Origin of the sequence: Streptomyces malaysiensis subsp. malaysiensis (genome assembly GCF_040653035.1) — a bacterium.
Classification (GTDB): Bacteria; Actinomycetota; Actinomycetes; order Streptomycetales; family Streptomycetaceae; genus Streptomyces; species Streptomyces malaysiensis.
Map to the genome: position 1 here is coordinate 388,014 of NZ_JBEZNG010000007.1, position 12,704 is coordinate 400,717.

Sequence of the window (12,704 nt, forward strand, 5' to 3'; positions counted from 1 at the left end):
CCCGGCGGCGGACCGGGAGAACCCCATGACGCGTCCGCGCGCCCAGGCCCGTCGAGGGCTATGGCTTCGACGACCCTCCGGGTGCGGGCTTCGGCGAGGACGACGGCTGGGAGGGGGCCGTGTCGCCACCGGGGGTCGGCCCGTAGGCGTCCAGGAAGCGGTCGCGGAAGGAGCTCATCTTCCACACCGGGGCCTTGTCGCCCGGCATCAGACCGTCCTGCCAGCCCCAGTGGGAGATCCGGTCCAGCACCGCCTTGTCGTGCGCGACGATCGCCACGGGTACGTCCCGGCTGGCGTTGTCGCCGCTGACCCGGGCCAGGGGCTGGTGGTCGCCGAGGAAGACCAGCACCGTGTTCTTGTTTCCGTACTTCAGCACATAGTCGATGAGGCTGTTCACCGAGTACTGGACGGACCTTCCGTACTCGGTCTTCACCTTGTCGGGGTCGGTGAACACGTCCGCGGGCTTCTTGCCGGCCTTCTGGATGGCCTTGTAGACCGAGCCGTCGCCGACCTCGCTCCACGGGATCGTCTTGGGGATGGGCGCCCAGGGCTGGTGGCTGGAGGTCAGGATGATCTCCGACATCAGCGGCTTGTCGCGCTTCTTGCCGTGCTCCAGACGCTCGAACGCCTTCAGGGCGTACTGGTCGGGCATGGTCGACCAGCTGAACTTCGGGCCCTTGTAGCCGAGGTCGCGGGAGTCGTAGACATGGTCGAGGCCGTAGAACTTGCCCTCCGGCCAAGCCTTCTGCACCCCCGGCATGATGCCGACGGTCCGCCAGGCGCCGGTGCGCTGGAAGGCCCGGGTGATGGACATGTGGTCGCCCGCGGTGACGGTGCGGTAGCGGTTCTGGTTGTCGATCCACAGGCCGGTGAGGAAGGTGGAGTGCCCCAGCCAGCTGCTGCCGCCGTACGTGGCCGAGGTGAGCCAGCCGCTCTTGGAGGCGAACCCGGCCTCGTTCAGCCGCTTGGTGGCGTTCTTGAGCGTCTTGTCCACACCGGGTGCGATCGCCGGGTCCTCGATGGCCGCGCGGCCGTAGCTCTCGATGAAGGTGAAGATCATGTCCTTGCCGCGCAACCCGGTCAACAGTTGATCGCCGGGGGTGTCGCCGTAGGTGTCGACGGCGGCCACCTTGGCGAACTCCCGCTCGTCCTTGAGGGTCTTGCGCACCCGCTCCGCCCGGTCCTGGACCAGCGCGGTGGTGCTCCGGGACGCGAACGGCGCCCCGGCCACCTGCACACCGAGCGCCGCGCACATGACCCAGACGGTGCCCAGCACCAGGGTGGTACGGGTCGCCACGGCGCTGTTCCTCGCCATCACGTTGCCGATCCGCAGCACGGCGAGCGCCATCAGGACGAGCACGGCGACGGCGAGGACCACGACACCGATCACGGCGACGGTCGCGGCCGTCCCGCCGAGCGAGTCCTTCACGTACGCCTCGGCGTCGTCCAGGAGTATCCAGTCGAGCACCACGTTGAACCCGCGGCCGAGGAACTCGTTGAAGCCGATGTCGAGGAGGTTCAAGATGGTCAGCGCCCCGAGGACCGCCCCGGCGACCACCGCCACCACCCGCCGCGCCATCGACGGCAGCATGAGCAGCAGCGTGGCCCCGAATATCCCCTCCACCGGGATGCGCAGGAAGGCGCTGGGTTCGAGGAGGGTGAGCTTGGTCGGCAGGCTGAGGGCGAGGAACACGAAGGCGAAGGACAGCCCCGTGACCGTCCATGCCACCGTGCGCGCCGCGACGGGGTACTTGGCCCGCCACCCCTCACGGACGGCGGCCACGCCGGGGACGGTGCCCACCTCCTGTTCGGGGTCCGCGTCCCGCTCCCCGGCGTCCTCCCGCCGCTGGGCCGGGATATCCGGCGTGCGCTGTGGAGGACCCTCCGGCGCCGGGCCCTCCGTCGGGCCCTCCTCCGTGGTTCCCTTGTCCGTTTCCGACCGCTGATGAGAGCTCGATTGGCGCGACAACCCGAAGGTCCTTCCCTGCGAAGCCCGGTGGTGGCACGGCGGGCCCGGCTCGGGTGGTCGGGCCCGCCGTTATCCGTACGGCGTGCCGGGGGCCCGCGTTCAATCACCTGGCACTTTTCCCGGCGCGTTCCGCCCCCTCGCGAGCGCGCCCGCCCCACGATACGCTGCGTCCTTCACATGGATGTGAAGGATGCGAGGGTGGAAGGAAGGGGCACATGCGCATCGGAGAGCTGTCGGAGCGCACCGGCACACCGCGCCGGCTGCTGCGCTACTACGAGGAGCAGGGGCTGATCCTGCCCGACCGCTGCGCGAACGGCTACCGCGCGTACGACGAGCGACTCGTCGACCGGGTGCTCCAGATCAGGGGGCTGCTCGACGCCGGCCTTCCGACCCGGATCATCAAGCAGATCCTGCCGTGCCTGGACAAACCCCGGCTCATCCACTTCTCCGACGCCACACCGGAGATGATCGCCACGCTGGAGGACGAGCGGGACCGCATGACCCGCCGCATCGAGTGTCTGACCCACAACCGGGACGCGATCTCCGAGTATCTTGACGCCGTGCTAGAACACAACGCCACCGCCACCGCCACCAGTTGACTCACGCCCCGGGAGGCTCGCGATGACCGTCCGCCGTGTCGTACCCAACGTCCGGTCCGAAGCGATGCGGGAGAACCGGGAGTTCTACGGTCTCCTCGGCTTCGAGGAGGCGATGAACCAGGGCTGGATCATGACACTCGCCTCCACCACCAACCCCACCGCCCAGATCAGTGTGATGACCCACGACGAGACCGCCCCGGTGGTCCCCGATGTGAGCGTCGAGGTGGACGACGTGGACGCGGCCTACGCGGCGATGCGCGACAGCGGCGCCGAGATCGTGCACTCCCTGCGGGACGAGGCATGGGGCGTCCGCCGCTTCTTCGTCCGCGACCCCAACGGCCGCGTAATCAATGTACTGAGCCACCGCCACTGACCCGGTACGTACCGCCCCCGCACTCGACTGGCGTCGCTGCCATGACGAGACGACGCCACCGCGCATCCGCCCTCCCCGCAACGGCGATGAGCGCACCCAACTGCTGGGCTGGCTCGATACGCAGCGCGCCATCATCGCGTGGAAATGCGATGGCCTGTCCGAGGCGGACGCCCACCGCTCTCTCCTCCCGACCTCACCGCTGATGACCCTGGCCGGGATCGTCTCCCATATGCGCTGGGTGGAGCACCTATGGTTCGAGATCGTCCTGCTTGGTCGCCCTGCCCGGGGATCCCAGTTCGACGTTGACGTCGAGGACGCAGACATGAGGGTCGAGGGCATCCCGCTCGCACAGCTCCTCAAGGACTACGCCCAGCAGTGCGGGGTGTCCGACGAGATCACCGCGACCCACGCCCTGGACGACACCGGCCACCACCCGGACTTCAACGCCAAAGGCAGCCCACGCACCATTGGCAAAGGAAAGCACCGGGCCACTGGGAGCCTTGGAGTCCCGCACTCAGCCGGACCACCCCAGTTGCTTGCAGGCCCGGGGGTGGTCCGGCGTCGTATATGTGGTTGTCGCGAGTGCGGCTCGCCCGGCTGGGGCAGACCTCAGTACCGCTGTCGGCCGCCTGGATAGTGGATCGGCTCTCGACACTCCGGCGCGTCAGCAGGCGCAGGCTCAGCGCCCAGCGCGTAGCACAGGGCCGCATGCAGTTGCTCCGCCTCGGCCACCGTCAGCAGCAGCGAGGCAAGGGCGACGTGCTGCCCGGAGCGGACGACCTGAAGCGGCAGCGCCAGGTGTCCATCCCGCTCACGGCGCAGACCGCGCCCCGGGACAGGCCCGACCTGCCACCCCTCTGACGCACCTGATCGGGCTCGGCTCATTCGTACGCTCCCCGCTCAGACTCCGGAGCGTCGTCCAGGCTCTCGTGCGGCTCGCTGTCGGCACAGACAGGCAGCCGCCCGCCCCGACTCTCGGCGACCCGAAGCGCGTCGCTCAGCGCCTCGCGCAGGCACTTGACGAGGAACCTCAACTCCCCCTTGCTCACCTTATGAGCGCGCAGCATCTCGCCAGCGTGGCCGAGGAGTTCGGCGCCGACTGTCAGCTGCGTGGCCTCCATCTCATCAGCGAGCCTCGACAGACGACTATCGCCGTCGTCCGTCACGAGATAGCAGCGCTTCCCAGCCGAGTCCGGCCACGGCAGCAGACGAGGCCGCGTACTCATGTCGCCACCGCCTTTGCCTGATGTCCGACGGCACCGCCCCGCCACTGGCGCTCATGCGCGACCACATGCGGCCGGACAAGCCCTATACCCGGGACGTCTGCACCACGCGGCAGCCATACGTGACCCAAGGGGACACGCGACAGACGGGCTATCGGCGTATTCAGGCGCCGGACGTCTGGCCGGATTCCAACGGCCCGATGCCGCTCTGGAGCAGGCCGCAGCAGCTGTAACAGCCATTCCGCGAATCGGGCGGTAGTCTTCCGCACTGTTGACGCTCCTTTGCAGCGTTGACCACGCCCCCGGACGCAGCCACGTCGCGGGGGTCTCTTGCGTCTGCCAACTGTCCTGCGGAATGACCGTGCTGACTTCCCGCCCGTGGCTATCCCCATGATGGGTAGGCTGAAGGTCACGACTTTGCGACATACTGTCACCAGCAGGCGCAACGGGGCACACGATGACCGATTACCAACCGCCGACTGCACTACCGCGAGAACTTCTCAACCACGCAGAGATGCGCGCCGCGATCGTGGCCCACGACTTCGGCACCGTCTTCTCCCTTGCCCGAGACTTAGCCAAGATCAGTTACTCGAAGATCGCCGCCGAGTGTGACATCAAGCCCGAACGAGTCGGCTCCCTGGCGCGTGGCCAGGGCCGCATCACGTCGTTCGACAAAATCGCGACGATCGCCGACGCACTACGCATCCCCGGCCATCTACTCGGCCTCGCACGCCGCGACTGGGAATCGGCTACCGCACCCGGTCACACCCCGACCGCTTCAGCACACATCACATCCACGACCCGAGGGGGAAGCGAAACAGTGCTGCGCAGGGAATTCTTCCGAGCCTCGGCCGGGGCGGGTCTGGTCCTCGGCCTACCCGAGCTGGCCCAGATCGAGGCGGGCCGACAGATCGGTCGAGACGTGCCCGAACAGTTGCGACATCGCACGGCGCGGCTGCGGCGGCTCGATGACATCCTGGGCGGAGGAGACACCTATCGCGTCTACCTCGGCGAGTACCAAGCGACCAAGACGATGCTTCGAGAGGGCAGCTACACGGAGGAGACAGCCCGCGGGCTCCTATCCATCCTCTCCGAGCAGGCTCAGCAAGCAGGATGGGCCGCATTCGACGCCGGCAAGCACGCCGACGCCAGCAGCCTCTACGAGGCCAGCCACCAGGCCGCCACCGAAGCGAAAGACACCGCCCTTGCCGGAAACGCCCTCGCGTTCCTCGCCTACCAGAAGGTCAACGCGGACCGTGCTGGCGGAATAGAGACCGCCGCCCAGGCATGCCGAACCGCAGGCCCCGACGCCCCGTCCAGCGTGCGCGCACTGCTGTACGAACGCCTTGCTTGGACTCACGCCGTCGCCGGGCACGCCACCGAGACCGAACGCGCGCTCACTACCGCGGGATCGGCCCTCAGCGAGTGCGACGGAACCCCCCAACCCGACTGGGCGGCGTGGGTCGACCACAACGAACTCCAGATCATGACCGGCCGATGCTGGACCGAACTACGCCGACCGCTCCGCGCCGTCCCCGTTTTGGAGAAAGTACTCACCCGGTATGACGACGCCCACGCACGGGACAAGAGCCTCTACCTCTCGTGGCTCGCTGACTCTTACCTTGCCGCCGGAGAGATCGAGCAGGCTACGACCATCACGGGCCGCGTTCTGGAACTCTCGGCCGGAGTGGCCTCCGTCCGCCCGCGCCAGCGCCTTACCCCGATCCTCCAACAGCTCACCGCCCACCGCGAGCTTCCGACCGTAGCCGAAGTCCTGGAGAAGGCCAGGACCTGAAGCATCAGCTCGCAGGGTCCGGATCAGTGGTCCGATCCACCCACCGCAGGTAGGCACCCGACCCCGCGACGATCGGTACGGCCGACACCTCGGGGTTCTTCCACGGATGATGCTCCAAGAGGTGCGCCTCAAGATCGGCGTAACGGTCGGCACGGGTCTTGAACAAGAGCTGCCACTCTTCCCCCGTACCGAACTCATCCTGATGCCAGAAGACGGAAACCACCGGCCCGACGATCTGCGCACCGGCCGCGAGCCGAGCCGTCACCACCGACCCCGCCAGCTTCTCGGCTTCCTCACGGGTCTCCGTCGCCGTCGCCACCTGAAGGAAATCAGTCATACCGCGAGCCTAGCTTCGAACCGTCGGACGCTTGGGGGTGGAAGTTGTCGAGGCGGAAACGCGAAAGTGCCTTCCTGCCCTGGGACGACGAACGTTGCTGAGAGGTTCTGTCAGTCCAAGCAGAGGGCCCTTTCTACGTGCAGGCTATCTTGCGTGCCCGGGGTCACGTCAGTACTGATTGGTTCGGGTGTGGTCGGTCATGCCGGGACATGGTTGCTGGCGGATCTTGCGGATGCCACCGGGCTGACCGGCGCATATTCCACCGCGTTGCGCTCGCTTCGCCCGCGCGAGACCGGACTTGATCCGGGCAGGATCGCCACCGATCTCGCGGTAATACTCGCCGAGGGCGGCCAGACCATCACAGATCTGGCCGTACTGCATGACTAAGCCGAGGTGTTCGGCCCCGTCGCCTCGACACCGACGGCTTGGCGGCTGCTCGCCGACGTTGGTCAACGGGCGCTAGCCGAGCCTGCGCTCGGCCCGAGCCCAGGCTCGGCTAGTCGCCTGGCCGCAGGCCACGGAAAGAGGCGAGGGCATACCCGCAGACCGGTCCGCGGGACCCATACAGCCCGGCCTTGTCCCGGACCTCGACGCCGCCCTGGTCACCTGCCACTCCGAGAAAGACCAGGCAACACCCACCTACAAGGCCGGCTTCGGCTACCACCCGCCGCTGTGCTTCTTGGCCAACACCGGAGAGGCACTTTATCTGGACGATTTTCCGTGTGCGGGCGCCGGTGAGAACAGTGTCACCAGTCGCAAACGGCGGTGGACTTCCGGCCCTCGGACCGATGACCCATCATGCTCGGCGCCGACCACACCCTCCCGGGCCTGCGCTCCTGCGGCATCGCTTACACCCTGACCACCAAGCTGGACGGCACACACCTCCGCCTCCCCGACGACCCCGCCGCGACCGCGATTGACCAGGTGAGCGAGTCCCCGCCGCGGCCGGGCGAGGTCGCACAGATCCCCGGCGATTGCCCGGACGGTCACGCCTGCAAGGGTGCACCATCCGTCGAAGCTGTGCGTGCCTGCTTCGACAGCATTCCTTCTTCGCGCTCCGGTTGATTAAAGCGGCACCAACGGTCCCGATAAAGGCAAGGCTGCCTGATGCGATGCCGCCTATGACGACGGGGTCCATCGTGTTCTCCCTTCGTTTGCGTGGAAGTGCAATGTTGACACAGCGAAGGAAGGGGGGGGCCGACCACCTCCGCCCCCGTGAACTGCACGTTTTCCGATAGAAGCAGCCCCGTTTCTCAACACGAGGGGTGGCGAAAACCCATAGGAACGAACCCGAATCCTGATAGAAGTGGACGCAGAACCTGACAGAAATTAGGCCTCAGCCCGGATTTCCAGTTGGTGACCTGCAACGACTCGCGAAATACCTCGGGGGCAACTCTGTTTTTTGGAAAGAGTTTCCTGGTGTGTCAAATCTGGTATCGACTCGAGTACATCTCATAGAAAACTCGACACCGACGTTCACTCGTATGGGTGAACCGCAGGGGGTTATGGGGTGCTTGGTGGGGTGTGATGGCGAGCTGGGCGAAGGAATCGCCGACCCGCTCGGGACCCCCGACAGGCCGGCACCCCAGCAAAGCCCTGATCACCCACGACCCGAAAGACCTTGGAGGACACAACCCCGCGCCGGGACTCCGCCATGCCCAAACAACGAAACCACCCCGCCCATCCAGCCGATGGCGATCAGCGACGCCTCATCGCAGCAAGCGAAAAGGCGGCGCTAGTCAATCCACCGGGCGGCGCGAAATATATTCAAGGCCCTGTTCGCGCCAGCTTCTCCCGCATAGGGAGACCATTCCCTCATAATTTCTTCTGCTGATTCAATCTGATCAGCCGCGAAACGCCCTAAAACACTCCCCGGAAAACGGTGAACGACGAACGGATCAATTGGCAAAAGCGAGCCATCCCGGACATGTGAGATAAAATCTGACCAAGATGTGGTTGCGAGATGCCGAGCAGCACTGACACACAGGCTGGTATTTACTTCAGAATCCCCGATCACCATCTCGTGCATTGGTTCGCGTAACTGCCCTGGCAGCAGGTTACCGTCATCACTCACTTCCCAGCACACCGAAGTGATTGCTCCTGCAGTGAGTTCGCTGAGCTTGGCAGCAAAGAAACTCTCCTGGTTGTCGCATTGCATGGCGATGAACGGTGGTGCATGACCGGGGCGGGCGCCCTGATTCCATTCGGAAAGGTGCCTGCTGACTCGCGATGCGGCAGTCGCAGCAAGCCATTGCCGCACTTGCATGAAATCGCGAATCGGGGCTTCCAAGATAACTTCCAGGCAAACCCGCAGCGTCCCTTTCAGGGGGTCGAATTTTGTCGACATGGCGGAATTTCTGTAGGTGATCAGGGTGTTACTCTCTCCTGCGCGCGTCACTCCTTGGAAGTAAAGGATGTCAAAAGTCTGGTCCGTACCGTTCGGGAGTTGTTCGGTAGACCAGCCTTCAGCCACAATAATAAGAGCAAGCACATCAGGTGCGACCGTCAAGTCCAGTAGTTGAAGCTCCATATGTACATCACCCCCCAGCTCCTGGAGCTTCTCCAAAAGGTAAGTACCACCCTCTGTCTCTACTACGATCGGGTAGCTCTCGCTTTTGATTTTCCTAGCGTGATTCACTGCATAGACTACTGGCTGTCGACCCCACTCTCCGGTTTCGAAAAATCGAGGTAGAGCGCTGAGCAGTTGTGTCAACATGGCACCTCACACGGACCACGCGGATAAATACGAGCTACTGTTCCCTCAAGTTATTCCAAGCTCTTTCTTTACCAAATCGATTGATTCACTCAGCGGAGTATTCCACTGTTTTTTGTATTTTTCTTCATATTCTGATGTGGTCACTTTTCCGTCTGGCATGGTTGATTTATGTAGAATCCAGTCCCGGACATCCTCCATCGAAGGATCACTCATGTCCAGCACCTCGACCGACACACCTCTTCCCATCAGGATGCGCAAACCGTTCTCACCGGTCTCCCTCCCTCGCAACTCGTCGAAATCCCCCATATAGAGACGCGTCGCGAGCACGGAAACGATCGGCGTCCAGCCTTCTTCTCTCGCCTTGTCCAGTAACTGTGCGACCTGATGCGCACAGCCGGGGCAGCAGCTTCGATTAACACGTAAATCGACCCTCAGGTTGGGCTTCTGCCCTGCTATCCCACTCTTTTGCGGTGGGGGTATGTTGGAACCCCAGTTGTTTTGCAGTTCTCGCGTCAGCAATTCCTCTGCGTGAACACTGCGTTCCTTTGAGGTTTCTTCCAGCGTGACCGTTGGGATATTTCCTTGGCCGGTTGGTGACGGCACCTGCGTGCCGTAGCGAACCTTCGTTTTGACCCTGTCTTTCTTTCCGACGTAGCCACTGCGCATCTTGTCGTACTGTTCCTGCCCCTGTATTGTTTCATCCAAATGATGAAAAGTGATAGTAGCCTTCGCGTGTGTTGGGATCTGGTTCTGTAGCTCCATTTCTTTTGGCGTAAATCGCGGAATTTTTGCCGAGGTGATTCTCCTGAGAGGATTTACCTTGGCAATCAGGGCAAAAGCCCCTGACTGCCCGGACGGCTTGAATACTAGATCTTTGAGTCCGATGCTGCGGTTCTTGGCCAGTACCTGATCGACTACCTGTCTTAGTTCTGTCGCCGCAATTGGCTTACCGAACCGCGAATTTATATCTTTCTTTGTCTGGTTGAAGATGTCCTCATGCCTGGATTGTGCGCTTTTCGATCCACCTCCCTCGATTTTTCCTTCATTCTCTTTATTCCTATTCTTAACCTTGGACCAGAGCTTCTTCGCGGCCTGGGCAATTTTGGTGACGATTTTGTCTATGGCTCGGTTGACCGGGCGGGACACTTTTTGGAAGACCTGCTTGATTTTGTTGGCCAAGCCGCCGATGCCGAGCAGGGACGCGAGGAGGCCGATGAGGAGGGGGATGCTGGCGGCCAGGGCGGTTTCGATTGTTTTGGGGACGCCGGCTGCGCCGCCGTTGGCTATGGCTATGACCGCGTCCAGGACCGCGTTGACGAAGTCGACGATCTGGGCGCCCTGGTTCACGACGAAGGAGACGATGTCGATGATGGCCTTGGCCGCGCGGACGAAGGCGGAGGCGGGGTTGAGGAGGGAGAGGATCCAGGTGATGCCCGCGATGATGACCGTGGGGATCAGGTAGGACTTGAGCTCTTCGAGGATGGTGGACTTCAGGTCGCCGGTTTCGGCGGTGATTTCCTTGGCGGCGCCTGCCGGGCCCTCCGTCGCCAGCGCCTTCGCGACCGGGACGGATTGTTCGGCCTTGCTCATGGCCTGGTCGGGGACGCCCTTGCGGGTGATGCGGGCGCGGATGTTCGCCCAGGTCAGGCCCAGCAAGGAGGCGATCAGCTGGATTATGCCTTTTAGGTCGAACTTTGCGGGGATCTCGATTCCGGCTTTGACGCTCGTGCCCAACAGCCACGACACCAGGCCCGTTTGGAGGTGGGTGCCGATGTTGGACATGAACTGCTGGAGGCCGGCGCCGACGGAGCGGACCAGGTTGCCCAGGAAGCCGATGGGGTCCTTGATGATCTTCATGATGGCGCTGGCCGCCTTGGCCAGGATGCCCATCAGGAGGTTCTTGAGATCGTTGATCGTCTTGATGACACCGACGACCGCGTCCACGGCCTTCTGGACCAGGCCCTTGTTCGCCTCCTGGAGTTTCTTGATCTCCTCGTCGACCGCGTTGAGGGCCTGGGTGTACTTCTGGGCCAGGGTCTGGACCAGTTCCTTTGATTTGTCGTTGACCTCCGATTCGAGGTCGTCGAACTTGCCAGCGAAGTCCTTTGCCGCGTCCTGGCCGTACTTCTTCAGGTCGGCGGGGAGCTTGTCCACCTCCGCCTTCAGTTCGGCGCGCCCCTTGGCGATACGGGTTTTCGCCTTGCCCAGTTCGGTGCCGATCGTGTCGGCGATGGAGGAGATGACGCCCTGCATCTGGTTGACGTAGAGCTTGCGGGACTCCTGGAAAAGGCGGTTGGCCTCCTCCGGCATGCCGGCGATTTTATCTTTGGCCCATTTGGCCGGGCCCCAGAAGCCGCCGTAGCGCTTGTCCTTGTACTCCTTCATCCGGCGCTTCTGGTCCTTGTTGAAGGCGTCCCGGGCCTTCTTCTCGCCCTCCTCGAACTGTTTGTCGACCTTGCCGTCGAGACCCTCGAGGATGCCCTCGACGTCCTTCTTCGCGGCGTCGAAGACCTTTTGGAGCTTTGCGGTGACCTCCTCCCGCTTCTGCTCATCCTTCGACTTGGTCTCGCCCTTGCCGCCGTCGACCTGCTTGCCCGCGCCCGCGCGGGCGGCGGTCAGGGCGGACATGGCCTGGGTGCCGGCCCCGGCAGCGTGGGACTTCGCGGTGGCGAGCTGCTGTTTCTCGGCCGCGCGGGCCTGCCCGGGGGCCGTCTCGGAGTGCTGTTCGGCCTTCTTCTTCTCGCCGAGGGCGGCCGTGAACTCCGGTTCGTTGCTCTTGGCCAGCTGCTCCTCGGTGACCTCCGCGTCCGCCATCTGCTTGTCGGTCTTCTTCGGGCCCTCGGAGAAGTCCGTGACCTCGGGCGGCTGTTGCTGCGGGGTCGCGTCCGCCGCGTTCGGCGCGCCCGGGTTGGCCGGAGGCTGGTCCGGCTTCATCGGGGTGACTTCTTTTTCCTTGGCCTGCGAGGTGTCCGGGGCGGCTTTGGTGGTGGTCTCGATGTCCTTCGACGACGCGTTCTTGCCGTCGGTGACCTTGCCGTCGACCTCGCCCTTGATCTTGTCGGCCTTGCCGGAGTCGGCGAACTTGTCGGCCTCGTCAAGGTTCTTGGGCGCCTGCGCGGCGATCGCCTCGTTCACCGCCGCGATAAAGCCCGCCTTGTCGAACTCCCCCGGTTTGGCGGCGTTCATCTTCTCCGCGTTGGCCGCCTTGCCCTGTGCCTCCTTGTCGTCCGGCGGGGCCACCGCCGCGTCCTGGGCGGACCGGGACTCCGCGGCCGCGGGGTTGTGCTGGGCCAGCTTCCGCTTCTTCGCCGCGACGTCCGACTGGACCTTGCGGAAGCCGGGGGCCTGGGACGGTGGGGGCTTCACCGGCGCCGCGTAGCGCTGGGCGACCAGACGCGAGACCGCCGAGTTCCCGGCCGCGGCCTGTAGGCGCTGGAGGTGACGCGAGGCCAGACCGGGAACGGTGGATGGAGAAACCGGGGCGGGGGTGGGCGCGGGGGCAGCCGTCTGCTCCAAGGACAAGGCCGAGGCCAAGGTCGAGGACGAAGCCGAGGCCGGGTCCGCCACCGGGGCCACGCCCGGAGGCGGCGCCGAGCGCTCCTTCGGCCCGGCCCTCGCGGCCGCGGCCGGCTTCCCTGACCTCTCCTGGGCAGACTTCATCGCATCATCCGGCACCGGCCGTCCGGCGATAC

The 12,704-nt window shown here is 64.4% G+C and carries 10 protein-coding genes and 2 pseudogenes; 7 read left to right on the top strand and 5 right to left on the bottom strand.

The window, feature by feature from the left end; all coding sequences use genetic code 11:
• Nucleotides 1-58: 58 nt before the first annotated feature.
• Entirely contained in the window at nt 59-1,969 is a 1,911-nt protein-coding gene (locus tag AB0E24_RS17650) for a sulfatase-like hydrolase/transferase (RefSeq protein ID WP_174883357.1), read from the bottom strand.
• Between the two features lie 215 nt (nt 1,970-2,184).
• On the opposite strand from AB0E24_RS17650, the gene AB0E24_RS17655 reads away from it, so the two are divergent.
• The 4 genes and pseudogenes from AB0E24_RS17655 to AB0E24_RS17670 all read left to right on the top strand — a co-directional run bounded on the left by AB0E24_RS17655 (nt 2,185) and on the right by AB0E24_RS17670 (nt 3,802).
• Entirely contained in the window at nt 2,185-2,568 is a 384-nt protein-coding gene (locus tag AB0E24_RS17655; RefSeq protein WP_079260111.1) for a MerR family transcriptional regulator, read from the top strand.
• A gap of 22 nt (nt 2,569-2,590) precedes the next feature.
• Nucleotides 2,591-2,941, top strand: a complete 351-nt coding sequence (locus AB0E24_RS17660) for a VOC family protein (RefSeq protein WP_359378000.1) — start codon at nt 2,591-2,593, stop codon at nt 2,939-2,941.
• 154 nt (nt 2,942-3,095) lie between these two features.
• Nucleotides 3,096-3,326 (top strand): annotated as a pseudogene (locus AB0E24_RS17665) (mycothiol transferase); the annotation flags it as partial.
• Between the two features lie 323 nt (nt 3,327-3,649).
• Entirely contained in the window at nt 3,650-3,802 is a 153-nt protein-coding gene (locus AB0E24_RS17670; protein ID WP_174883354.1) for a hypothetical protein, read from the top strand.
• A 20-nt stretch (nt 3,803-3,822) separates the two neighbouring features.
• Here the strand turns inward: AB0E24_RS17670 and AB0E24_RS17675 are convergent, their stop codons facing one another.
• Nucleotides 3,823-4,167, bottom strand: coding sequence for a hypothetical protein (locus AB0E24_RS17675; RefSeq protein ID WP_079260107.1), 345 nt, complete (start codon nt 4,165-4,167; stop codon nt 3,823-3,825).
• Between the two features lie 454 nt (nt 4,168-4,621).
• Here AB0E24_RS17675 and AB0E24_RS17680 point away from each other — a divergent pair, with 454 nt between their 5' ends.
• Nucleotides 4,622-5,959 (top strand): NsdA family TPR-like regulatory protein, encoded by a 1,338-nt coding sequence (locus tag AB0E24_RS17680; protein ID WP_359378003.1) that lies wholly within the window; start codon nt 4,622-4,624, stop codon nt 5,957-5,959.
• 4 nt (nt 5,960-5,963) lie between these two features.
• Here AB0E24_RS17680 and cutA read toward each other — a convergent pair whose 3' ends face one another.
• Nucleotides 5,964-6,296 (bottom strand): divalent-cation tolerance protein CutA, encoded by a 333-nt coding sequence (gene cutA, locus AB0E24_RS17685; protein WP_347235940.1) that lies wholly within the window; start codon nt 6,294-6,296, stop codon nt 5,964-5,966.
• 180 nt (nt 6,297-6,476) lie between these two features.
• On the opposite strand from cutA, the pseudogene AB0E24_RS17690 reads away from it, so the two are divergent.
• Nucleotides 6,477-6,999 (top strand): annotated as a pseudogene (locus AB0E24_RS17690) (transposase family protein); the annotation flags it as partial.
• A gap of 95 nt (nt 7,000-7,094) precedes the next feature.
• On the top strand, nt 7,095-7,361 hold the full coding sequence (locus AB0E24_RS17695; protein ID WP_347235951.1) for a hypothetical protein: 267 nt from the start codon (nt 7,095-7,097) through the stop codon (nt 7,359-7,361).
• A 670-nt stretch (nt 7,362-8,031) separates the two neighbouring features.
• On the opposite strand, the gene AB0E24_RS17700 is transcribed toward AB0E24_RS17695, so the two are convergent.
• Nucleotides 8,032-9,012 (bottom strand): hypothetical protein, encoded by a 981-nt coding sequence (locus tag AB0E24_RS17700; protein WP_283882281.1) that lies wholly within the window; start codon nt 9,010-9,012, stop codon nt 8,032-8,034.
• A 45-nt stretch (nt 9,013-9,057) separates the two neighbouring features.
• Nucleotides 9,058-12,672 carry a hypothetical protein gene (locus AB0E24_RS17705; RefSeq protein WP_359378006.1) on the bottom strand — a complete coding sequence of 1,205 codons (3,615 nt, stop codon included), beginning with the start codon at nt 12,670-12,672 and terminating at the stop codon, nt 9,058-9,060.
• Between the last annotated feature and the right edge of the window lie 32 nt (nt 12,673-12,704).